The sequence below is a fragment of the Sphingobacterium mizutaii genome (genome assembly GCF_900187125.1).
In the GTDB taxonomy this organism is placed as follows: domain Bacteria; phylum Bacteroidota; class Bacteroidia; order Sphingobacteriales; family Sphingobacteriaceae; genus Sphingobacterium; species Sphingobacterium mizutaii.
Window position 1 is genome coordinate 3,033,622 of the sequence record NZ_LT906468.1, and the last position, 24,572, is coordinate 3,058,193.

Consider the following 24,572-nt stretch of genomic DNA (forward strand, 5'->3'; position numbering starts at 1 on the left):
TTATTAAAAGGGCAGAATAAATTGCCAAAATCATTAAAAATGTGTTTATTTAAAACTTAAGATATCTTCCTATCGGAACCATTTTCAGGATGAACTAATTATGACAGAACGTAAGACTTTAAAGGACATTGCCAGAGACTTAAAACTATCTATTTCCACCGTTTCCAAGTCCCTATCAGATAGTTATGAAATCAGTGAATCCACTAAGAAAATGGTTAAGGACTATGCTGAAAAACATAACTATGTTCCGAATAAGGTTGCAAGGACATTGAAGACCGGCAAGACCAACACCATTGGCGTCATTGTTTTTAATATCAGCAATACATTCATCTCCCAAGTTCTTGATGGGATCCATAAGGGCTCCCAAATTGAAAAATATGATATCATCATCATGCAGAGCCGGGATGATGTCAACCTGGAAAGACATGCCATAGAGGTGTTGAGAATGCGTGGGATAGATGGATTGCTCATCTCTCCTGTTACCTATAATTCCAATTACGAACAGCTCAAAAGCTTACAAGATTCAGGAATCCCGGTGGTCTTGTTTGACCGAGTTGACCATGACTTGCAGACCCATAAGGTTGGAATCGACAACCAGATCAGTGCTTATGATGCAACCGAACATCTTATCAATTCAGGAAGAAAAAAGATATTACATATTACCGGTAAGAACATTGGGGTTTCAGAAGCTAGGTTGGAAGGATTCAAGAAATGCCTGAAGGACCATAAAATAGAATTCGACAATAATTTCTACCTGGAATGTGATTATAGCAAACATGATGAAATCGAAGATTCCATCATCAAAAAGCTGAATTATCTGAAAGCTACAGGTAATATGGTCAATGCAATCTTTGGTGCTACCGACGATATCACCACCCTGACCCTGGGTATCTTAGCTGAAATGGACATCAAGGTTCCCGAAGAAGTTTCAGTAATTGGATTCTCCAATATTAGGATTCCAAAATCATTGAACCCTTCCCTATCCACTGTTGTACAACCTACAGAAGAAATCGGATTGGTCGCTTTTCATAAATTGGTGGAACTCATCAATGCCAAGTATCCTATCGAGGATTATGAAACCATTGAATTAAAGACGAAATTGATTCCTAGGAGATCGTCTGTCCTATAAAAACAAAAACACCTGCAATCGTTTACAGGTGTTCAAAATTTCAAGTTATAATCTATAGCGTAAGCCTATAAAAATTGTGGATGGATCGATTCCTTCTGCTTCAAAATAAAACTTGGGTTTGTATCCAACGAAAGGAGAAAACTTCTTGATATCGAACTGAAATCCAGCCTGGGCATTCAAGATTATATCATTTGCATCAGTACCTCGAATACCTTCAAAACCTAATCCTGCTCCTACAAAAACACTTGGCATCTTTTTCAAGAGCAACACGGAATATAAATAATCAGCTCCAAAATAATAAACCTTATAGTCTCCTAATCCCACCTGTGCTTGAATAGCCTGCCTTTCTGAGAAATCATATTTTCCATTTATTGAATAGAGCTTGGCATAAGATGGCGACTCCATATTCCATTCTAAATGAGCTCCGATAGAGAATTGATTAGCCTGGGCATTTAAATTGAAATGGATTACTTGAAGTAAAAAGATTAAAAAAAGAAGTTTTGTAATTTTAAGCATAATGATTTGTTAGTGGATTAATAAATAATCGCCAAATATATAAAAACATCCCATGGATAAAATCTAATTTATTAGCTTAAAAATAAAAAGGGAGCAGTACAACCGCTCCCTTGAAAACTAACCCTAATAAAATTAGAAAGAAGTTTATTTCCAACCCCCTCCTAATGCTTTATATACATTAACAACTGCATTGAGTTGTTGTTTTTTTGTTTCGATTAATTCGAGTTTGGCATCCAAGACATCCCTTTGGGTCATCAACACCTCCAAATAATCTGCCCTTGCGGATTTAAAGAGTTCATTGGACACATCAATCGATTTATTCAATGCATCCACTTCTTGATTCTTATAAACATATCCTTTTTCCAAATTGTCAATATTGGACAGCTGCGTCGAAACTTCGGTGAAAGCATTCAGCAGCGTACGTTCATAATTGTAGATTGCTTGGATCTGCCTAGCATTTGCCGAATTGAATTCTGCCTTGATGGCATTTTTATTCAATAGCGGTGCAGTAAGGTCACCAGCTAAGTTATACAACAATGATTCCGGCAACCTGAAAAGATAAGAAGGTTTGAATGCTTGGAGTCCGAAAGCTGCAGAGATATCTAGGGAAGGATAAAATTCTTTCCTAGCCACCTGCACATCTAGTTTGGCTGCAGCCAACTCATGTTCAGCTTGGAGAATATCAGGACGGTTGTTCAACAATTGACTAGGAATCCCAGTTCTCACTGATGCAGGGACTAGATCAATAAAATTAGATTGGTTCCTTGCAATTTCCTGCGGATACCTACCTAAGAGAAAATTGATTCTATTTTCAGTTTCCTTGATCTGTTGCAAGGTTGAAAATTCCATTCCCTTAGTTTTAGCAACCTCTGCTTCAAACTTCTTAACTGCCAATTCTGTTACCCGAGTTGCTTCCTTCTGGATCTTCACGACCTCTAAAGCTTTCTCCTGCAATTGGATATTCTGACGAATGATTGCCAATTGATTATCCAAAGCCAATAGCTCGTAATACGAATTCGCAACCTCCGCAATCAAACTGCTCAACACAAAATTCTTGCCTTCTACGGTCGCCAAATATCGGTTAACCGCTGCCTGTTCAGAATCCTTTAATTTCTTCCAGATATCTACTTCCCAATGCGCAAATACAGAAACATTAATATCGCCTAGGGGATCTGGCATTTCATGACCGGGAGTAATTTCAGTGGAAGCATCACCGGCACCTTGCGAAGTATAACGGCCAACTTTCTCCACGCCACCGCCAGCTCCAATGCCCACGATGGGTTTCAATGCTCCTTTTCGGAGCATGATATCGTTCTTGGCAATCTCCAGTTCTTGAAGGGTGATATTCAGTTCCTGATTATTCTTGAGAGCGGTATCGATCAATGATATCAGATTCGAATCTGTAAAGAATTCCCTCCATTTCACGTTTCCAGAGTTTGTGGTATCCTGACTGGCCAATGAATCCACAAAGGCAGTCGGCATCACCTTATTTTCTTTCTTCTGCGTTGCCTGTGGCACTTTACAGCTTGATACTGAAAGGGCCAAGATTCCGACGGCAACCCAATTGAAGTAGTTATATTTTTTATTTTCCATCGATTTCTTCAGATAAAGGGTTTTCGTCTTCTTGTTTTATCAACTTCCGTTTGGAAGCGATCGTACCGAATATAAAGTACAAGCCTGGGATCACGAGGACCCCGAAGATGGTACCGAACAGCATCCCTCCTGCCGCCGCGGTACCAATCGTTCGGTTCCCGATAGCACCTGGACCCGTAGCCAGGACTAAAGGAATTAATCCTGCAATAAATGCAAATGAGGTCATCAAGATCGGCCTGAAACGCACTTTGGCACCTTCCATCGCGGCTTCAAAAATGGTCAACCCATCCTGGTGTTTCTGGACGGCAAATTCGACGATCAACACCGCATTTTTACCCAGCAAACCAATCAGCATGACCAATGCAACCTGTGCATAAATGTTATTTTCAAGCTGCAGCAACTTCAATAGGAAAAAGGCTCCAAAGATTCCGACTGGAAGGGAAAGAATAACTGCAAATGGAAGGATAAAACTCTCATATTGCGCAGCCAAAATCAAATAGACAAAGCCTAAGCAGATCATAAAAATATAAATGGCTTGGTTACCGCGGGCAACCTCGTCCTTAGAGATACCCGCCCAGTCAATCGCATAGCCTCTTGGCAAGGTTTTCAATGCCACTTCATTGACAACATTGATCGCTTCACCTGAACTATAGCCTTGTTTGGCTGAGCCTGAAATCTCTGATGCCAAATACATATTGTGACGAGTTATCTCTGATAGACCATACACCTTTTCCATATGCATAAACTCTGAAAAAGGAACCATTTCACCTTTATCATTTTTAGCATATAGCTTCAAGATATCCTCAGGCAAGGCTCTATATTGTGGCAAGGCCTGAACCATCACCTTATATTGTCGATCAAATTTGATGAAGTTGGTTTCATAGTTTGAACCTACCAAGGTTGACAAGGTCGTCATGGCATTATCTATGGAAATCCCCTTTTGTTGAGCTACCTCATTGTCGATTTTCAACAAATATTGCGGAAAACTCGCACTAAAGAATGTAAATACAGAAGCCAATTCAGGTCTATTGTTCAATTCTTTTACAAAGTCCTTGCTCACCTGTTCCATCTTTTGGAAGTCGTTGTTTCCGGTTTTATCCAATAGCCTCAATTCAAAACCTCCGGCAGCTCCATAACCCGGTACTGCTGGCGGTTGGAAGAATTCAATGGAGGCTCCAGGGATGTTTTCGGCACTTTTCTCCAATTGCTCGATGATCTCTAAAGCAGATTCTTTCCTTTCTTCCCAACCTTTCAAATTGATCAAAAGGGTACCAGTATTCGCTGCTGTACCCTCATTCAGGATTTCATAACCAGCAAGCGAAGAAACTGAGGCCACTCCATCGATATCCTCTGCTTCTTTCTGTAGGTCCAAAGCGGCCTTATTGGTCCTTTCCAAGGTAGAACCCGGAGGGGTCTGGATAATGGCATAAATCATCCCTTGATCCTCATTTGGGATAAATCCAGAAGGCACGCTATTGTTTAGGAAATAAGCCCCAATACAGAAAGCGATCAGGACCAAGAAGGTCAATGCACGCTTATTGACTATCTTGCTCAAGACCTTAACATAGCGATTTTGCATCTTGTCGAACCCCCTGTTAAAGGAATCCAAGAACTTATCTACGATGGATTTCTTACGTGGTTTTCCATGGCTGTTCTTTAAGAGAATGGCACATAAAGCCGGAGTCAAGGTCAGCGCCACGATACCCGAAAGGATAATGGAAGTCGCCATGGTAATGGAAAATTGTCTATAGAAGATCCCCACTGGACCCGACATAAATGCTACTGGGATAAATACCGCAGCCATCAAAAAGGTAATCGCGATAATTGCGCCTGCAATCTCATGCATGGCCTTTTTGGTCGCTTTATAAGCGGAAACATGATGTTCCTCCATCTTCTTATGGACGGCCTCGATGACGACGATCGCATCATCAACGACCACCCCAATAGCCAGCACCAAGGCAAAAAGGGTGATCAAGTTGATGCTGATCCCGAAAAATTGCATAAACAAGAATGCTCCGATCAATGACACAGGAACGGCAATCGTCGGGATCAAGGTCGACCGTAAATCCCCTAAAAAGAGGAATACGACCAAAGCCACCAAAATAAAGGCTTCAACCAAAGTATGTACTACCTTCTCCATCGAAGCATCCAAGAACTTGGATACGTCGTAACTTATCTCATAGTGCAGCCCCTTAGGGAAAGATTGCTGCAGCTCTTCCATTTTCGCTTTTACATCCGTGATAACTTGCGAAGCATTACTACCATAGGACTGTTTCAGCACTATCGCCGCCGACGGTCTTCCGTTCAAGGTTGAATAGATATCGTACATAGCTGATCCAAAATGGATATCAGCCACATCTTTCAATCTCAAGATCTCCCCATTCGGATTTACCTTCAGGATGATATTGCCATACTCTTCCTCCGTTGTAAAACGACCGGAATATTTTAAGATATACTCAAATGATTGGGATTTAATACCCGATGATTCACCGGCACGACCTGGTGAGGCTTCCAAGCTCTGTTCTTCCAGTGCCTTCATCACTTCTTCCGAAGAAACCTTATAGGCGGTCATACGATCTGGTTTCAACCAAATACGCATAGCGTATTCCCTGTTACCTAAGATATCTGCAACACCCACTCCTGGCACACGCCTCAATTCTGACACCACATTGATATCCGCAAAGTTGAACATAAAGTTGCCGTCCAAATCCTTTTCGTCGCTGTACATATTGATGTACATCAGCATATTGGACTCTTCACGGGTTATTTTCACCCCTTCACGAACCACAATCGGCGGAAGCTTATTGACTACCGAAGCCACACGGTTCTGCACATTCACCGAAGCTTGGTTAGGATCGGTTCCCAAATCGAATACAATCTGGATACTGGCTTCCCCATCATTTCCGGCATCAGAAGCCATGTATTTCATGCCGGGCACCCCATTGATTGCCCTTTCTAATGGGATGATTACGGCCTTGATCATCAATTCTCCATTGGCACCGGGGTACTCTGCTTTCACATTCACCTTCGGCGGAGATATTGACGGAAATTGTGTTACTGGCAATTGTGTCATGGCCAATACCCCTAAGAATACGATAATAAGGGATATTACAATAGAAAGTACTGGCCTATTTATAAATCTGTTAAACATGTTATTCTATTTTTTCCTTACAACTTATTCTGTTCTGATCTTCAAATTCGAGATGGCATCCTTAGGCTCCACATACTCATACTTGATCTTCTCGCCATCCTTTACCTTTTGCAATCCTTCCAAAAGGATCTTATCGTTTGGAGCAATACCTCCTGCTACGACATATAGATCTGGAAGCGAAGCACTGATCTTGATCGGCTGTGATACCACTTTACCATCCTTACCGATCATAAATACATACTTCTTGTCTTGAACTTCATAAGTTGCCTTTTGCGGAATCAATAAGGCACGTTTCATCGGAACTTTCATTAAAACCTTGCCAGTTTCACCATTCCTAAGTAACTTATTAGGATTAGGGAATCTAGCCCGGAAAGCGATATTACCAGTCTCCATATCAAACTCCCCTTCAATGGTTTCAACCATTCCTTTATGTTCTAATTCTTCATTATTTGCCAATAATAGGGACACGTGATTATCAGCACGGTTGGCTACGTTACGTTGATAATCTAAATATTCGGGTTCAGATACATTGAAATAAGCAAACATCTGGGAGTTATCCGATAAGCTGGTCAAAAGCTCCCCTTCATCTACCAAACTTCCCAGTTTCAATGGTATCCTATCAATAGTACCATCAAATGGAGCTCTAACTTCTGTAAAGTTTAGATGTATTTTTGCGATTGCCGCTTCAGCCTTTGCTCGCTCCAGCTTCGCTTTAGCCATCGCCAATTCATTAGGCGACACGATGTTCTTGTCAGAAAGGTTTTGGGTATTTTGGACTTCAATCTGGGCGACCTCTACTTCTGCCATCTGCTTGTTCAGTTCAGCTTGGTACATCGTAGGCTTGATACGGAACAACAATTGCCCTTTCCTGACCGTTTGGCCTTCATCGACATAAATTTGCTCTAGATAGCCTTTCTCTAAGGCTCGCAATTCAATATTTCTTACGGATTTAATCTGTGACACATATTCTTTGTTAAAGCTGGTGTCAATTTCAGCTGGAGAGGTTGCAGTGTATTTGAAAGCCTCTTCCTTTTCTTCTTTTTTTGCATTGCAGGACACTAGGCATAATGCAGCCAGTGAACTCATGAGCATGACAACTCTCTTCATTTCGTTTTAAAGATTTTTTTAAAGTTTTTGAATGTAAAATGGGCTTGAACCCAAATGAGGGATAAGGACATTCAATAGTCAAAGAAGATTGTTAGTGCTTAAGAAAATAATAATTAAGATACCATCAAATCAACAGCATAAAATGCCAATGACCATTGAAGTATCAAGGGTATTAAATTCTCAATGAGCGTAGAGAAATGAAAATAGGATTGGGATTATTATCGAGGATAAGATCCCTAGTATTCTGATGTGTGTTTTTAGGAAAAAACACAAAGAAGCAAAATGCAATCAAACAAGAATAGAAAGCCATCTGAAGATGATAATCTTTCCATAGCTGGAAGTCTTCAGACTCTTGCTCTAAAAGGATATGCTCGGCATGTCCCCCTAATCCATTTGAATTTGTTTGGGTGTATTTTAATTTTTGAAACTCATGTTGCTGTGCTTGGTCAGCACTGCCCGTAAAGTGCTCCATGAAACTGATAGATGGCCTATCAGAATAATTGATTACCTCATGACTATTTCCACTCCTTATTAACAGGAAGAAGAAAAAAAGTACAAATGTGACAATCGTTTTCATTTGAAGGCAAATATACTATGTGGAATAATAATTCAAATAGCTTTAACAGATTTTAACCGTCATAATTCCGTCAGTAATTCATTATCAATTATTTAATTTTTATTATTAATATTTCCATATATAATAATTATGCCTTTTGTCGTAAATTTAACCTAGAGTAAAGACCTTGTTCAAAACCCATGGAAAGAGGAAATTTGAATAGCAGAGGAAATAGCGAATAAATTCTTGCCCACTATTCTAAATATTTTAATTAACATTCCATTTCTTAACATACATCAATGTGCAAGAATAAATTTCCCCTCATCTTTGTTGAACAAAAACAAATAGAGAATAATAAAGAGAATAATATTATGGCAAATTGGAACTTAGATACCGCACACAGCGAAATCGAATTTAAAGTAAAACACATGATGATCTCCACAGTAAAAGGTCATTTTGAAAACTTCAATGTAAATGTTGAAAACAGCGAAGATGTACTAGATGCTGCAAAACATGTATCGGTAGAAATCAAAGCTGATTCCATCAACACTAAAAACAGCCAACGTGATCAACACTTAAAAAGTGAAGATTTCTTCGCTGTATCTCAATTCCCTGATATCAAATTCGTATCAACTGGAATCGAAAAAGTAGATGACGATGAATTCAAATTAACTGGTGACTTAACAATTAAAGATGTTACCAAACCTGTAACATTCGAAGTGGAATTCGGTGGTATTGGTAAAGACCCTTGGGGTAACCAAAAAGCTGGTTATACCGTAACTGGAAAAATCAACCGTAATGACTTCGGATTAACTTGGAATGCTGCCCTTGAAACTGGTGGTGTAATGGTAAGTGAAGACGTTAAATTCCAAGCTGATTTACAATTCGTATTAGCATAAGGGAATAATAAAAAAACAAGGAAGGCCAGAGTGATCTGGCCTTCCTTGTTTTTAGACATAAGACATTAGAGCCTTTCTAGGTGCTTGTAATGATTGTTAACATTGTTTGTTCTAGCACGGCTGAAAAATCTAATGTCTGTTGTCTTACGTCTCTATTTAATTTGAAGGCTTTTCATTCCCTTGCTCACCAACATCATATCCTTAGCAGTCAAATTAAACTTACCTGCACGTTTTGCCTTAAATTTTATGGTTATGACCAGCCCATCTTTCGAGTTGATGACATCCTTATCACCTAAGTTCACAAATGTAGGATATAAGGCTTTCTGACCATTGCTATGCAATCTATCATTGGTCATATTGTACATTTGTTTAGCTAAATGATTATCAATTCCCACAAATTCAAAATCTTGAGGGCTATATGGTAAAGCAAAAGAGAACGCATTGACATCCTTCAGGTTGTCGGCTTTCACATAAACCTCCACGATATCATCCTTGCTATAATTAGCTTTAGAAGCTGAAATCTTCAATGATCCTGAAAGGTCTTCCTTCGGATCCACTTCTACTCCACCTTCTAACTTGGTAGCAACCGCTGAAATATCATACGCGTCAATCAAGCCATTTTTATTGATGTCCCCATTGCTCACATAACCTTCAAAGTCAGCGTCTCCCATTCTCAAGCCTGTATAGTTTGTATAAGAAGTCAAATCATTGATGTCGATCAAACGGTCATTATTGATATCTCCAGGTCGATAACTATCCGTTCCAGGAACCTTGAACACATACAATTCCCTTCCTGAACCAAAATCACCTACCGCTTTTGAAACCTTCAACTTCACAAACCTCGCTTTAGGTTGCTCTTTGAAGCTGAATTCCTTCATACTATCATTGTTTTCCCATTTGAAGTCACCGGCTTCTGTCCACTGCTCTTTATCGTTGCTGAACTCCACTTTACCTTCCAACAAAATACCATTTCCTCTACCCGATCTTGGTAAATATTGGAACTTATCCAATTGGTTAAAGCTGTTCAAGTCCACGATCAACTCAAATGGAACAGCCTTTTGCCCCCATTTGGTATGCCACATATTGCCCTCATCAAAGTCAACTAAATTGTCAACTCCCTCTGATCCTTGATTAGGCACCGAAGTCTCGGCAGTCAAACCAGTAATTGCAAATTGCAGTGGATTAGACTTGGTGGTTTGCGAAAAGTCCTTCCAATCCGAAGCACCATCCTTATTTACCGAACGGATCTTGAAAGTATATTGGGTCTCCGGTTTCAAGCCTTCAAACAACAAATGGTTGTCTTGTATATAACTATATTTTTGACCATCAAATTCGATCTCATAATAATCAGCATGGTCTACCTCATCCCAAGTTGGCTCCAAAGTATAGGCCTTAGTTTTTTCTTCAGGAATACTAACAGAACTTGGCGCATTCAGCGCTCCTGAAGATTTCTTGAAACGATCCGCTGGAGTATATTCAAAGCCTTTGATAGTTAAACTGATTGGATTTAGGCTCACATCAGTTTCTTCTACTTTAACCAATAACTGCGGATTTTTAATGATCTGGGTCTGCTCAAATGCTGAACCTTTCGTAGAAAAAGCATTTAAGTTAGGCTTCTCCTCATAATAATATACATTGTTAGAACTCTCAAATTCAGCCTTGCTCTGTACCTCTCGAAGTTTTATATTTTTCTTGCCTACTTTTACTGAAATCTTCTTAGGTCTTTTGGTCATATTGACCCAAAACTCTGTACTTTTCTGCTTCTCGAACCCTGGAAAATCACCTTCTGCATTATGAACCACGATATTCACCTCACCCTTCTTTTCCGCATCTGATTCAATGCAGGTATATACACCCTCTTTATTTAAATAAGCTTGTGTTTTGCCATCATCATCATACTCATAGAAATGCGTTTTCCCTTCCGGATAGATTTCATAGATCCTATGTTTTTTATTGATTTCCTGCACATTGTTATTCGGATTTACCCTCGGGATAATCGCTCCTGCCTTAATAAAGACCGGTGTTTTCCAGATTGGAGCATCAAAATTATTGACGATGGTATTTCCAGCATAAAGATCCCCCGAGAAATAATCGATCCAATTCCCCTCCGGAAGATAAATGCCATTACGGATATCATTACCAACCGTATCCACTTTAGTCTCTTGATAGATTGGAGCGACCAATACAAAAGGACCATATAAGAACTGATATTGCGTAGCAGAACCCAAGGTATAAGGATTAGGATAATCCAACATCATGGCGCGGATCATTGGTTTTCCATCAACCGCCTCCTTTGCTATACTGTATGCATAAGGCAAGAGCTCAGATTTCAACTTCAGATAATTTCTATTGATCGAGGTAAATGGTTCGCCAAGCGCCTGCGGATACTTCTCATTCGAACCCCATCCATCCATATTCAATTCCATCGGTGTAAAGGTCTTCCATTGGAAATCCCGAGTATTGACCTTCGTATTCTTTCCTCCGAAAATACCATCCATATCCGAAGTGATATTAGGCTGTCCAGACAGACCCGAACCAATATAGGTCGGAATATGGAATCGTATATATTCCCATTGTCCACCGGTCTGATCTCCCGACCAGATACCAGCATAGCGTTGTGTGCCAGCCCAGCCATCCAAAGAAATAATAAATGGTCTGGCATTATTGCCGTAATAAGGCATGATATGACCTACATCGGCTACCCCATTCAACCCGAAGGAATAACCCGCTCCGACCCAAGCAACATCTGTTTTCAAGACCCGAACACCAGCATCCCGAACCTCCTTCACGATATCTCTTTGCAACAAGGCATCGATACTATCCTTAGGATGAAGGTCTGATTGCGTCCAAAGACCGATCTCCACCCCTTTCGAACGAGCATAATCACCTAATGACTTTAGGTTCTGAATATTCCCATCCAAAGTTTTTTCCTGTCCATATCCAGCGCCATAGCCATCATTGGGCAATATCCAACCCAATGGCATATCGTGTTGCTGATAGCGGTCGATTACTGCACGAGCTGAAAATTGATAATTGTTCTTTTCTCCGTTTAGAGACTCTTTAGTTCCACCCTCATTTTTCTGGCTTTCCTTGTATCGCTTTCCGTCCTCAAACAAGATTCCTTTCTCATCTTCCTTCCAAAAGTCACGGTTGTAAGCATTCAGATGGCCCTCATAAAAACCAAACTTCGGCATCAACACCGGATTTCCAGTCAATTGATAGAAATCATTCAATACACCAACTGGATTATCACTGACCATAAAAAACAGATCCAGATAATCCGAATCATGGCTCAGCTTTACCTTACCCTTTTCGGTATTCCCAAAATCATACTTCCCTTTCTTAAAGGTGTACCACATCATCCCATAACCTTTGGTGGACCAATAAAAAGGAGTTGGTGAAGCTACACCGCCATCCGTCCAATTATTGGTGTTCTCAATGGCGATGGACTTCCCTTTATGCGAAAAACGACCATTTTGAACGCCTCCTCCATAAAAATATTCCGTTGGATCTTCCGTTAACTGAAGGCTTACTTTTTTCTTGTTGAATGATATTGGGGCAATCGATTGGGTAACCAATTGCTTATTCTTGATGTTGTATATTTTGAAAAGGCCATTTTCTTTGTTGATTTCCATTGCAGCATCCTTGGTTGAAATAAACCAAGAGCCATCTTTTTCTGAAACCTCAAAATTATGCAACTTTTTACGAGGATTATTGACCAAGATCTGTGCAGCAGGTTCTGCCTGCGGATCTCTAACAACCGCTGATTTATTGTCTTGGAATAACCTAAAGATATTGTCAGCATAAAAGTCAACCAATAACAATTGATTATTGCTGAATTTGACTTGAACAGTCGTAGGGTTAATCTTCTGTACCGATTCTACCCGAACAGAATCTTCTTGAGTTTGTTGTTTTAAAGTTTCTGCGGCAACAAAAGTGCTCGCAGGAGAGGCTGTGCTAAATAATAGCGATAATCCCAAAGCCCAAAAGAGCTTTTGTTTGTTTCTATACATGCTATACGATCAAATAAAAATACTGCTATCTGTTTATAATCGTATGTTTTAAAAAAGGTTTTTAAAGGTATAAAAGTTTAACAGTACTCGATGATTATTCCACAAATATTTTACAGAAATCATCAACCTTTCCGCTGTTCATTAAAATCTACAACTAAGGCTTAATAATTAGCAAAAGGGTAAAAAATTTAGATAGTTCAATAATTAAATTAAGTCCTTAGGCAGTTTTTATTCAAAATTTTTAAAAACTCTTGAAAAGGGATTGGTTTTTGTCATCTGAAAATCAAGATACTACCAAATAGCTATTAAATGGAAAATCAAGAGAAGGACCTAAGCAAGAAATATAAAGCTTTTATAAGTTATAGTCATAGTGATAATCAAGGTGAAGGTAGGAAATGGGCAGATTGGCTACACCATGCTTTAGAAACCTATGAAATCCCTGAAGACCTGATTGGCAAAAAGAATGCTGCAGGTCAGGAAATACCCAGACAGATTTACCCCGTCTTTCAAGATGAAAAGGAACTTTCAGCCAGTTCTAGCTTAAGCAGTTCGCTTACATCAGCGCTCGACCGTTCTGAATTCCTGATCTATTTAAGTTCCCCTAGGTCCGCTAGATCAACCTATGTGCGCGATGAAATCAAATATTTCAAACAGACAGGCAAATCCAAGCAGATCATGGCATTGATTCTTAAGGGAGAACCAGAATACGGCGATACCCATACCGATGCCCAATGTTTCCCAGATGAACTACGCTATAATATCGATCAAAACGGACAGGTAATCAAAGATCAACCAGAGGAAGTGCTGGCTGCTGATGTCCGTATCCCACATACACAAGATGAAGGCTTCACTACAGCAGAAGGCTATCGTCGGTATTTGCATGAACAGGGAGTCGCGAACCATCTTATCAAAAATCAAGTCGAGGAATACAAGAAAAGGTTGGACCTCGCATTACTGAAAATAATATCAGGAATCTTAGGTGTTCCGCTGGGCGAATTGACCAAAAGGGATCAAGCCTATCAATTGGAAAAAATCAAACAGAAGAACAAAAACATCAAGCGCATTGCTACAGCGATTGGGGCATTAGGCGTCATAGCTATCATTGCCGGTATTTTTGCTTGGAACCAAAGAAACTCTGCCCTACGCAATCTTGCAAAATCCCTATATGCTTCTGGAATCAATAAATTGACAGAAAGCGAATATGGTGATGGTGCCGCTTATATTGCCGAAGCAACCCGCAGAGGTGATGAGAGCGCGGAACTATTTGCCCATTCCATGTTGTCGGTCCAGGATGATCTTACCAGGATGCCCAATGTCAATTATGGCGTAACGCGCTTCTCCCCCGATGGTAAATGGTTGGTCGGATTCGCCAGTGCCGGAAACAACATGAATGTGCTTCAAGTTTGGGATGCAGTGGATAGAAAACTCATTAAACAAAGGGATGATATCACCGCAATACAGACCCGATACCCTTTGTTCGATGGAAAGAACAGGGCTTATGTCACCACGACGAACAGCAATATCGTCAGGTATGATATTGAAAATGACCAAAAAGAGGACCTTCGTTTAAACCCGGATAGCTCCTTTATTGCCATCATTGCAGTTTCTCCAGACGCTAGATATATCGTATTCAATAAAAGATCAAGAGAGGTCGTTCTCTTCAATACTGAAACAAAACAAGAACAGGTCATCTCCGCAACCGAGCAAATTGCACCCTCTTCGGCCTATATTGACCCTAGCTCCAAAACTTTGTTCGTAGAGCGTCTTTTCCCTGAGGATTCAGAGGTAAGCATCTATGATCTAGCAGCTATTGATCCGAAACCCGTCTTTAAAAAACATTTCAAATCTGGAATTAAAACCCCAACCTTCAGTAAAGATGGTAACCAAATCGCCTTTCATAATGCTGATGGAACGAATTACTTCAACAAATCCAATGGCGTCCAATGGTCCGCCCCTTCAGCCATGTTAGTGAGGTTTACAGGCTTTACAGATAATGGCAATCTATACCAAGGAAATGATTCGCAGATCAATCAGATCAATACGTCGAACGGATCCATTGTCAATAGCAGCAAATTACCAGAAAACATCTTCTTTTTCAGCAATATGATGAAGATCATGGAACAAGATGCTTCAAACGCTGAAACTAACTCTCCAGATTGGACCCAGTCTTTGGTAAGCGGTAATTCCCAAACTTTCATCGAAAACAAAAAAGGAGATCCTCTAAGGGTAGCTCAGTTCTACGAAACCAAGGACCTTGCCCATATAGAGCCAGGTATTACCGATGATTCTGCCTTTTTAAGGTATAGAGCAGGAAAGACAGTCGAAAGAATGGATCTTAAAACTGGCGAGAAAACTAAGAACTTTATCCAGATTCCGGAGGAAGTTACGGTCCATCTAGTTCTCCATAAAACCAAGAGGATCCTTGTTAAAGGCAAAAGTGGTAAAACCTACTTCTTTGATGCAACAACTGGAAAATCAGTTGGTCAGCCTTTTGATTCCCAAGCAAAACTGTATATTTTCAACAAAGATGAAACCCAAGTCCTTGCAAGGACAGGCAAGAACAGCTTTGCCTCATGGGATATTGAAACCGGAAAACAAAACATCAATTATACCCAAGACCAGGATATCGCTGGATTTACAGTTAGTCCAGACTACAAATCCGTGATCCTTGTAAATCCTGATGGCTGGAAGCTGGTAGATATTGCTTCCAAAAAAGTCCATATAGAAGGCAAGGAATCTTTAAGCAGTGGTGCATTCAGTCCCAATTCAGCTTACTTTATCAAGGTTAGCTCTACGGGAGATGCCCAGGTTTTGGAAACCAAAACCTATAAACCCATATTGGAAATGAAAACCATTGCAACTCCGTTTATGGTCTTCAACAACCAAGGAAACACATTGGCACTTTCTGAAGATGCTACCCACATGCGTTTATGGGATTTGGAAGACAAAAAATCATTTGGTCAAACCATCCGCATCAGCAAAAACACCCAATATTTCCATTTCTCCGATGATGACAAACAGATCTTTGTACAGGACGATGGTGAAGGCATGCGCTATGCTGCTAAGGTGGTTGATGCAAAAACCGGCAATATCCTGACCATGCCATTTATCAATGAGCGATTTGATCAGATCAATGTGATCCCCGGTGATAAAAGATTGATGACCATTGAATCCCTTATGAATGGGGTAGCGATCAATATCTGGGAAGTACCAGGTCAGGTCAGCATGTCAAAAGACCAATTAGCTAGAGATTTGGAGAAATTTTACGGCAAAAAATATGATAATGAAACTGGAGCGATCATGAGCTATGTAGACACGACTGGCACCTATGACACCTGGTATTTCGAAGATCCCTTTGTCAGGACCGTCTCCCCTAGCTCCAACGTCAAGATTACCGATATTTTGAAGAAAAACTATCCCATCAAGAATGAAGCAAACCTTCAACTTTTGGCGGTCACCTATGATTACCATCCATTGGCGAGGGCTATGGTCGCCAATTATTTCAGCAGCAAGCCTGAAACCCGATTGATCGGTCAGCGCATGGTTGATATCACTGAAAAACAATTGATCAAAATCAAAAACAAAGAACTGAAATCAGAAGTTGAAACGCTCCTAAAAGAAGCAAAACAAAACTTAAGCAAATAAAGAATGAATTTAACAAGAAGACAAAAGGGTCTATTGGGAATAGCATTTGTATGCTTTTTAATTATCTTATCATGGATAGGCTTATCCAAGTTCTTTCCGGAAAGCAACTCCTTACGGTACCTTCCAGATCGCATTTACCGCATCATCAAAATCGTCTTTGGCGGCGATCCTTCTGGCTCTGGCTTGGAAGCAGAAAATGTGCCATGGGAACTCATTCTAGCAAAGATATGCGCCATAGGAATCCTACTTTTCGGAGCTTATAAAATCATTCAAAAGGTGTTTTCCGAACAGTTCAATCTTTTGAAAGCATCCTTCAAACAGAACCATGTTATATCTGTCGGCATCTCTAAGAAGGGCAGACAGCTCTTTAAGAGCTTAAAGGAAGATTATCAGCAAAAAGGAATTGCCATAGAAAAGGAGACGGAACATGCCGATATCAATTCTGTAAAAAAACAAGGCCACTTGGTCATTATCGGGAATGCTGAAGAAGAAAGCACCTTATTGGAAGCAGGTATCAAACGCGCCTCTAGCTTGATCGTATTCTTGGAAAACGAACAGACCGTTATTGAAATCATTGAGTCCGTCCAAGATATCTACGACAAATCCAAATGTCAGAACAATCTACTCTGTTTTCTGCATATCAGTAGCCCCCGTTTAATTGATCTAGTCAAAAACACAGGGATCCACTTGGATAACAATCAAATCCAACTCCGATTCTTCAATATCCACAAGATGTTGGCGAGACAGTTTTTTTCGCAATTTCCAATAGATCTGCAGCGAAGCGGAAAGAAACTTTCCGACATCAATAAAATAGTCTTTTTAGGCTATGGAGATTTCGCCAAAGCAATGTTGGTCCAAGCCATGCGGATTTTCCATATTTCTGTTGAAAATGACCTTAAAATAGCCGTTTACTCCGAGCAGGCTGATAAAGACCGTAATTATTTCAAGGAGCAATATCCAAAAGCCGATAAGATTTTTCCAATTGAATTCCATAATTTCCAAGGCACCTACAATGAATTGGTAGCAAGGGAAGAACTCTTGGAAAAAGGCGATGAAACCTTGTTCATCATCGCTTTTGATCAAGACCAGACCAACCTCAATACGGCGCTTGAGCTATTGGACAAAACCCAGAACAGCAAATTCCCAATCTACGTGCTCAATGCCGAAGGTAAAGGACTGCGGAAATTAATCCGCTATTCGGAAGAAAGCGATAGGATTAAATTCTTTGGACAGATGGAAGACATCTGTAACCTAGAATTCATCACCGGAAATAAACAGGATAAACTGGCACAAGCCATCCATGATGATTACCGAAAACTGCTTTCAGGGGCTAGTTCCGAAAGTGCTAAATATACCTCTGATTGGCTTACTTTGAGTGAAGATGCAAAAGATGCCAGTCGCGCACAAGCTGACCATATCCCCTATAAGTTTTTATTGACCCATAAGGATTGGCCAGCAAGCAATCCAGATCAACTAAATTTTAGTGATGATGAAGTGGAAACCTTGGCCATTATCGAGCATAACCGCTGGATGGCACACCGCTATATCAATGGTTGGGATTATGGGGAAGTCCGAAATGATGCGCAGAAACTCCATCCTTCTCTTATCCCTTGGGAAGTACTCAGTGAGAGTGAAAAACAGAAAGATCGCGATACCATCTTAAGAATAAAGATTCTTTTGAACGAATAAAAAAGCTATAGCCCAAGAATTTGTCTTTGCAGATTGTTTGGGCTATATTTGATTGGCTTTAGGGGTATTCTGATAAGAATTGAGATAGACCCTTTGAACCTGATACGGTTAAAACCGTCGTAGGGAAAAGCATAATTGCTTGGCAAACCTAATTGCCTCTTCCCTTCCCTTTAGCCGTTATTGTTTTTAATTTTTCAAATAATGGAAAACGACATTTATCATTTATTGACTCAAGTCCGAGAAAAATCTCCACTAGTTCAAAACATTACAAATTTTGTGGTCATGAACAATACCGCAAACGCCCTCTTGGCACTTGGTGCATCCCCTATCATGGTCCATGCTGAAGAAGAACTGGAGGAAGTCCTCAGTTTCTGCAATTCCGTGGTCATCAACATCGGTACGCTCAGCAAGCCTTGGGCAGACAACATGATCCTGGCAGCACAAATCGCCAATAAGCTAGGCAAACCTTGGGTACTGGATCCAGTAGGTGCAGGTATCTCTTCACTACGAAATGAAACCTTACAGGCCTTAATGTTATTAAAGCCAACCGTCATTCGCGGCAATGCCTCTGAAATCATCGCACTCCAAAACTTCAACCGCAAAAGTGTAAAAGGTGTGGACAGCACCCATTCAAGCAGCTATGCCCTAGAAGCAGGGAAATTACTGCAAAAGGAAACTGGCTCCATCATTTGCATCTCTGGTGCTACAGATTATGTCATTTCTGATAATGAAATTACCGAGATCAAAAACGGGACTTCCGTAATGACCAAAGTGACTGGAATGGGCTGTACAGCTACGGCCATCACTGGGGCATTTATTGGCTTAGCGAAGCACCCCTACCAAGAAGCTGTAGCCGGGGTGGCTATCACAAGTCTTGCCGGCGAATTGGCCGCCAAAATCTCGAAAGGGCCAGGAAGTCTACAACTTAATTTTTATGATATCCTATTCAATCTCGCTAAAGAACAGATCTTGGGTAATCTAAAAATAAAAAGATATGCCAATCCATCCTGATTTCCCCTACCCCCTCTATTTGGTGATTTCAGAAAAAGATTGTGTTAACATGGATTGGCTACAAGTAGCTGAAGAAGCCATTATAGGCGGAGTGGATATCATTCAATTACGTGAAAAGGACATCAGCCATTCAGAATATCTGGATAAGGCCAAGGCATTGAAAAGGATTACAGATCACTATCAAGTTCCATTGATCATCAATGATGCACCAGACATTGCAGTTGAAATCCAAGCTTGGGGAGTCCATGTCGGGCTCTCTGACACACAACCTTTAGCCATTGTCGAAAAATATGGGAATCAACTGAAAATCGGTTGGTCATTGGAATACAAGAACCAACTGGAAAGACTCCAAATGAATGTAACCCATCATTTAGGCCTGAGCCCTATTTTCAAAACAGCTACGAAGACCAATACGGTGACTACTTGGGGTTTTGAAGGAATCAAGGAAATAAAAGGCTTGACCGACAAACCACTGATCGCCATTGGTGGAATGAACCCAAGCAATGCCCGACAGGCATTTGAAGCCGGTGCAGATTCTGTTGCCGTCGTATCTGCCATTTGTAGCAGTACAGACCCTAGAAAAGCAGCAGAAGATTTGAAAGGATTATTAAAATGAAAGAAAACAAGAAATATAAAGTACCCACCGTTCTCAGTATTGCTGGGTTTGATGGAAGTGGCGGAGCAGGCATCCAAGCCGACACCAAAACCATATCATCCCTAGGTTGCTATGCCATGAATGTCTTGACGGCTTTGCCGGTGCAAAACACCCAAGGCGTCAAAAATATCTTCGACATCCCTGTGGAGGCTGTAAAAGAGCAATTGGATTGCCTCTTTGAAGATATCTATCCGGATAGCATCAAAATTGGAATGGTACATAACAGCAAATTAGTTCAAACGATTGCCGATTTCCTGAAGGATTACAAAGGCAGCATCGTCTTTGATCCTGTCATGGTTTCCACCAGCGGGCATCGCCTGATCCAAGAAGAAACCATAGCGGCCATTAAGGAACTTTTGTTTCCCATAGCCCAAATTATCACCCCCAATTTAGATGAAGTATCCGTATTGGTCGGTCGAGAAATCAGCACTGTTCATGCTATGGAGGAAGTCGCCGATGAGATCCAAAGTCTTGGCTGTAATGCGGCCTTATTAAAAGGTGGCCATCTTCAAAGCGATATCCTCACCAGTATATTGATCCAAAAAAATCAGGCAGTGCAATACTTCGAATCAAAACGCGTCCAAACCAAAAACACACATGGTTCTGGTTGCTCCCTTTCTTCTGCAATCGCCTCTTTCCTCGCCCGTGGCTATCATTTGGAACAATCCACGGAAAATGCACTGATGTACATCAACAGTGCCATTAAAGGCAGCAAAGACTTAGTGATTGGAAAAGGGAATGGACCATTGAATCACTTTTTTAACCCGCAAAGACTTATTAAATATGAACTGGACTGATCAAGCTTGGGAAGCTATCCTACCCATCTATCAAGAAATATTGAAAATGCCTTTTATTGAAGAATTGAAAAACGGAACCCTTCCTTTAGAAAAGTTCCAATTCTACATGCTTCAAGATGCCAAATACCTCGAGCATTATGGTCGGGCCTTAGCCGCACTCGGCTCCAAAGCTGCAGATAATGAAATGGCATTGGACTTCTTTGAATTTGGCAAGAATGCCTTAATTGTGGAAAGAGCTTTACATGAAGCCTATTTCAAGCAATTCAACCTTGAACCTAATCAAGAAATCACGATTGAACCGGTATGCCACCATTATATACATTTCTTAAAGAGCACCGTGGCCTATGATCCGATTGAAGTAGCCACAGCCGCAATCCTGCCTTGTTTTTGGATTTACAAAGAAGTCGGTGACCATATCTATCAAAATCAAAACACGGAAAATAATCCATATAAGAATTGGATAGAAACCTATAGTGGCGAAGAGTTTGCCGAAGGAGTAAAAAAAGCCCTTCAATATAGTAATGATATGGCTGAGAACAGCACCGAAAAGGGTCGGAAAGCGATGTTGGAGGCATTTATTGCGGCCAGTAGATTGGAATTTAAATTCTGGGATGCTGCCTACCGAAACATTACATGGTAGTCATTTCCCTGAAAAAAGAGCCAACTATTAAGATACGAAAAAAAGCACAGAATTAGCGCGCTCAGGATCATTTATTAAGGTAATTAATCTCCTGCTTTTATTGCGATATGAAGCTGATATTTGGGTATAACATTAAGGAAAACCATTAAAATCAAATATCATGAAACAAAGAGTTCCAGTATCGCAGATTATGACAACCGAGTTGATTACCTTAACTCCAAAGGATAGCTTATATGAGGCTGAGAAATTATTCAAGAAACATAATATCCGACACTTACCTATTGTGGAAGGCAAGAAATTAGTAGGTGTAGTCAGTTATTCTGATTTATTGAAAATAAGCTATGCCGATGTAAACGAGGAAGACGATATCGAAACCATCGTGTATGATATGTACAGCATTCCTCAGTTAATGGCTAAATCACCTTTGACGGTAGATCCAGAAGCCACCATAAAGGAAGTGACTGAAACCCTTTCTCAAGTATCTTTCCACTCTATTCCGGTTGTGGACGGTGAAGATCTAGTTGGGATAGTAACTACCACTGATTTATTAAAATATTTTATCGATCAATATTAGTATTTTGTTAATAATTAATTTTCAGCTATAGACTCTAAGAGTTTATAGCTGAAGTTTTTTATAAAGAAATTTTTTATTACAAAAATCCGCAAAAGGATAGCTTTTGGCGCAGTTTTTGGGTATTTTTGAATATAAAATTTATACTATATGAAACAACTATGCATACTTGCTGGAACCGCAGCAATATTGACCTTCGGTGCTTGTACCTCCAATGCAAACAAACAATTGGAATCTAAAGATTCAAGTGAAACGGTTATCGCAGACACCAACCCTGTTGACACCACCCATACCTCCCAAAATTCACTTGACTGGGCAGGAACCTATTCCGGTGTATTCCCATGTGCTGATTGTCCTGGAATCAAAACAACAGTTACCTTAAATTCGGATGAAACCTTTACTTACGAAGGTGAATACCAAGAAAGGGACACTAAAATCGAAGATACCGGTAAATTTATGTGGCATGATAACGGCAGTTCCGTTCATTTGGTAGGTAAAGAAGTGAACATGAAACTAAAAGTTGGCGAAAACCAATTGTTCTCCCTAGATCAAGATGGTAAACCTATCGATGGACCATTGAAAGACCATTATATCTTGAAAAAAGTAACTCAATAATATTGAGGTTGTAAATATTGTATAGAGCCGGTTTGAAAAAACCGGCTTTCTTTATTTCTGCCCTTCTAGGCAATGTGTCGCAAAAAAAATCCTTTTCCAGTGTCAACCTGAGGGTTTCCCGAAGGTTCTCGGAGCCTTAAAAACCATAATTGAATTGGCGTACAGTTCCTAAATCTTCGATTTAGGATGACAGGGTATTTTAAAAGTGACCCGTACAGATTCTTCACTTTTCGTTCAGAATTTAATTGGGATAACGAGGATTTCTTCGTTGTACTCAGAGCCCCCTATAGCAAGTTTTGAATTCTGAATGAAATGAAGAATCTGTACAGTTTATTATTTTGAGCATTGTCATCCACAATCTTCGATTGTAGAACTTTTAGTAATTTGAAATTTTAGGAATATAAAAAAAATGAATCCTGCATAAAGCGGGCGAATGCGATTCGCCCCTACAGTATTGGGGCCTTTCCAGCGACAAACTGATTATAATCTTGGCTCATCCTCCCATCCTTGGTGGGTGAGCCGTACCCTGAGCGGCGTCGAAGGGGAGCCGAACCCAATCCTGGTTAATTCCCCGATCTTGGTCCATCCTCCCATCCCGAACATCCTGGTTCAAAATCATCCTATAGAAAGCGGGCGAATGCGATTCGCCCCTACAGTATTGGGCCCTTTCCAGCGACAAATTGACTATAATCTTGGTCCATCCTCCCATCCTCGCTGGGTGAGCCGTACCCTGAGCGGCGTCGAAGGGGAGCCGAACCCAATCCTGGTTCATTCCCCGATCTTGGTCCATCCTCCCATCCCGAACATCCTGGTTAAGCCCACAAAGCATAATCTCAGAATCCCTTCGGCTTGAACCCCGAGCGGAGTCGAGGGGAGCCGAAGGGGAGTCGAGGGGAAGCCTATCTCCATTAAGAATTCTTACTTCTCTCTTTCAAGATCCCTTTACAGATATCCGCCACCAAGGAAGGTCCTTCATAGATAAAACCGGTATATACCTGAACCAAACTCGCTCCGGCATTCAATTTCTCAATAGCATCCTCTGCAGAATGGATTCCTCCTACCCCAATAATCGGGAAGGCTTTATTGGATTTATCAGCTAGATATTTGATCACCTCGGTCGAACGACGGGTCAATGGTTTTCCACTGACGCCACCTGGTTCTTGAACCAACATACGGTGACTCTGTAACCCTTCTCTCGCGATGGTAGTATTGGTTGCAATCACTCCAGCGATCTTGGTTTCCATTACGATCTCTACGATATCATCCAATTGGGTGAAGGTCAAATCTGGTGCAATCTTTAAAAGGATAGGCTTTGGGTTGGCCTTTTCCAAGTTCAATTGCTGCAATGTATTCAGGATATGCATAAGCGGCCCTTTTTCCTGAAGATCACGTAAGCCCGGTGTGTTCGGTGAACTTACGTTCACTACAAAATAATCAACATAGTCAAACAAAGATTTGAAACAATAGATATAATCGTTTACAGCTTCTTCGTTTGGTGTAACCTTATTTTTACCAATATTTCCGCCGATCAAAACACCATTTCTTTCCTTTAGGAATTTCAATTTTCCAGCAGCTACATCAGCGCCTTTATTATTGAATCCCATCCGGTTGATCAAGGCATGATCATCCACTAACCTGAACATCCTAGGTTTATCATTTCCAGGTTGCGGCTTAGGTGTAACGGTACCGATTTCAATAAAGCCAAATCCTAGCCTAGCCATATCCTCGATGTATTCTGCATTCTTGTCGAAACCTGCAGCCAATCCAACAGGGTTCTTAAAAGTTAAGCCAAAGACCTTGGTTTCTAACCTCGGATCTTCTACACAATACAAGGATTTCAACAATGCTTTTGAACCCCATACTTTATTAAAAAATTTCAAGCCTGAAGTCACATTATGATGCGCTTGTTCAGGGTTCATCGAGAAGAAAAATGGTTTAACTAGCTTATACATGAGTGCAAAGGTAGCCAAAGATGCAGAAATATT

17 protein-coding genes and 1 riboswitch are annotated in these 24,572 nt (G+C 40.6%); of the genes, 10 read left to right on the forward strand and 7 right to left on the reverse strand.

Annotated features, from left to right (window positions below):
- Positions 1 to 100 precede the first annotated feature (100 nt).
- Complete coding sequence (locus CKW03_RS13190; RefSeq protein ID WP_093097626.1) at positions 101 to 1,129, forward strand: LacI family DNA-binding transcriptional regulator; 1,029 nt, start codon at positions 101 to 103, stop codon at positions 1,127 to 1,129.
- Between the two features lie 45 nt (positions 1,130 to 1,174).
- Here CKW03_RS13190 and CKW03_RS13195 read toward each other — a convergent pair whose 3' ends face one another.
- The 5 genes from CKW03_RS13195 to CKW03_RS13215 all read right to left on the reverse strand — a co-directional run bounded on the left by CKW03_RS13195 (position 1,175) and on the right by CKW03_RS13215 (position 8,073).
- Positions 1,175 to 1,645, reverse strand: coding sequence for a hypothetical protein (locus CKW03_RS13195; protein WP_093097627.1), 471 nt, complete (start codon positions 1,643 to 1,645; stop codon positions 1,175 to 1,177).
- A gap of 144 nt (positions 1,646 to 1,789) precedes the next feature.
- On the reverse strand, positions 1,790 to 3,238 hold the full coding sequence (locus CKW03_RS13200) for a TolC family protein (RefSeq protein WP_093097629.1): 1,449 nt from the start codon (positions 3,236 to 3,238) through the stop codon (positions 1,790 to 1,792).
- The gene (locus tag CKW03_RS13205) at positions 3,228 to 6,389 is read right to left on the reverse strand and encodes an efflux RND transporter permease subunit (protein WP_093097631.1); all 3,162 of its coding nucleotides are present in this window, start codon (positions 6,387 to 6,389) and stop codon (positions 3,228 to 3,230) included. The genes CKW03_RS13200 and CKW03_RS13205 overlap by 11 nt, the downstream gene beginning before the upstream one ends.
- A gap of 24 nt (positions 6,390 to 6,413) precedes the next feature.
- Positions 6,414 to 7,496 (reverse strand): efflux RND transporter periplasmic adaptor subunit, encoded by a 1,083-nt coding sequence (locus tag CKW03_RS13210; RefSeq protein ID WP_093097632.1) that lies wholly within the window; start codon positions 7,494 to 7,496, stop codon positions 6,414 to 6,416.
- Positions 7,497 to 7,668: 172 nt separating this feature from the next.
- Positions 7,669 to 8,073: a hypothetical protein gene (locus CKW03_RS13215; RefSeq protein WP_093097634.1), complete on the reverse strand. Its 405-nt coding sequence runs from the start codon at positions 8,071 to 8,073 to the stop codon at positions 7,669 to 7,671.
- A 350-nt stretch (positions 8,074 to 8,423) separates the two neighbouring features.
- Here CKW03_RS13215 and CKW03_RS13220 point away from each other — a divergent pair, with 350 nt between their 5' ends.
- Positions 8,424 to 8,951 (forward strand): YceI family protein, encoded by a 528-nt coding sequence (locus CKW03_RS13220; protein WP_093097829.1) that lies wholly within the window; start codon positions 8,424 to 8,426, stop codon positions 8,949 to 8,951.
- 152 nt (positions 8,952 to 9,103) lie between these two features.
- Here the strand turns inward: CKW03_RS13220 and CKW03_RS13225 are convergent, their stop codons facing one another.
- Positions 9,104 to 12,964, reverse strand: a complete 3,861-nt coding sequence (locus CKW03_RS13225) for a TIM-barrel domain-containing protein (RefSeq protein ID WP_093097636.1) — start codon at positions 12,962 to 12,964, stop codon at positions 9,104 to 9,106.
- Between the two features lie 309 nt (positions 12,965 to 13,273).
- Between CKW03_RS13225 and CKW03_RS13230 the strand changes: the two genes are divergently transcribed.
- The 8 genes from CKW03_RS13230 to CKW03_RS13265 all read left to right on the forward strand — a co-directional run bounded on the left by CKW03_RS13230 (position 13,274) and on the right by CKW03_RS13265 (position 22,587).
- Entirely contained in the window at positions 13,274 to 16,609 is a 3,336-nt protein-coding gene (locus tag CKW03_RS13230; RefSeq protein WP_093097638.1) for a TIR domain-containing protein, read from the forward strand.
- A 3-nt stretch (positions 16,610 to 16,612) separates the two neighbouring features.
- Positions 16,613 to 18,298 carry an NAD-binding protein gene (locus tag CKW03_RS13235; RefSeq protein WP_093097640.1) on the forward strand — a complete coding sequence of 562 codons (1,686 nt, stop codon included), beginning with the start codon at positions 16,613 to 16,615 and terminating at the stop codon, positions 18,296 to 18,298.
- A gap of 50 nt (positions 18,299 to 18,348) precedes the next feature.
- A riboswitch (TPP riboswitch) is annotated at positions 18,349 to 18,441 on the forward strand.
- 58 nt (positions 18,442 to 18,499) lie between these two features.
- On the forward strand, positions 18,500 to 19,309 hold the full coding sequence (gene thiM / locus CKW03_RS13240) for a hydroxyethylthiazole kinase (protein WP_093097641.1): 810 nt from the start codon (positions 18,500 to 18,502) through the stop codon (positions 19,307 to 19,309).
- Positions 19,293 to 19,925 carry a thiamine phosphate synthase gene (thiE, locus tag CKW03_RS13245; RefSeq protein WP_093097643.1) on the forward strand — a complete coding sequence of 211 codons (633 nt, stop codon included), beginning with the start codon at positions 19,293 to 19,295 and terminating at the stop codon, positions 19,923 to 19,925. Before thiM ends, thiE begins: the two co-directional genes overlap by 17 nt.
- Positions 19,922 to 20,761 (forward strand): bifunctional hydroxymethylpyrimidine kinase/phosphomethylpyrimidine kinase, encoded by an 840-nt coding sequence (gene thiD / locus CKW03_RS13250; RefSeq protein WP_093097645.1) that lies wholly within the window; start codon positions 19,922 to 19,924, stop codon positions 20,759 to 20,761. The genes thiE and thiD overlap by 4 nt, the downstream gene beginning before the upstream one ends.
- Positions 20,748 to 21,401 (forward strand): thiaminase II, encoded by a 654-nt coding sequence (tenA, locus tag CKW03_RS13255; RefSeq protein WP_093097646.1) that lies wholly within the window; start codon positions 20,748 to 20,750, stop codon positions 21,399 to 21,401. The genes thiD and tenA overlap by 14 nt, the downstream gene beginning before the upstream one ends.
- 160 nt (positions 21,402 to 21,561) lie before the next feature.
- The gene (locus tag CKW03_RS13260; RefSeq protein ID WP_093097648.1) at positions 21,562 to 21,975 is read left to right on the forward strand and encodes a CBS domain-containing protein; all 414 of its coding nucleotides are present in this window, start codon (positions 21,562 to 21,564) and stop codon (positions 21,973 to 21,975) included.
- Positions 21,976 to 22,122: 147 nt separating this feature from the next.
- Positions 22,123 to 22,587 carry a copper resistance protein NlpE gene (locus CKW03_RS13265; protein ID WP_093097650.1) on the forward strand — a complete coding sequence of 155 codons (465 nt, stop codon included), beginning with the start codon at positions 22,123 to 22,125 and terminating at the stop codon, positions 22,585 to 22,587.
- 908 nt (positions 22,588 to 23,495) lie between these two features.
- Here CKW03_RS13265 and CKW03_RS13275 read toward each other — a convergent pair.
- Positions 23,496 to 24,539, reverse strand: a complete 1,044-nt coding sequence (locus CKW03_RS13275; protein ID WP_093097653.1) for a quinone-dependent dihydroorotate dehydrogenase — start codon at positions 24,537 to 24,539, stop codon at positions 23,496 to 23,498.
- Positions 24,540 to 24,572 lie beyond the last annotated feature (33 nt).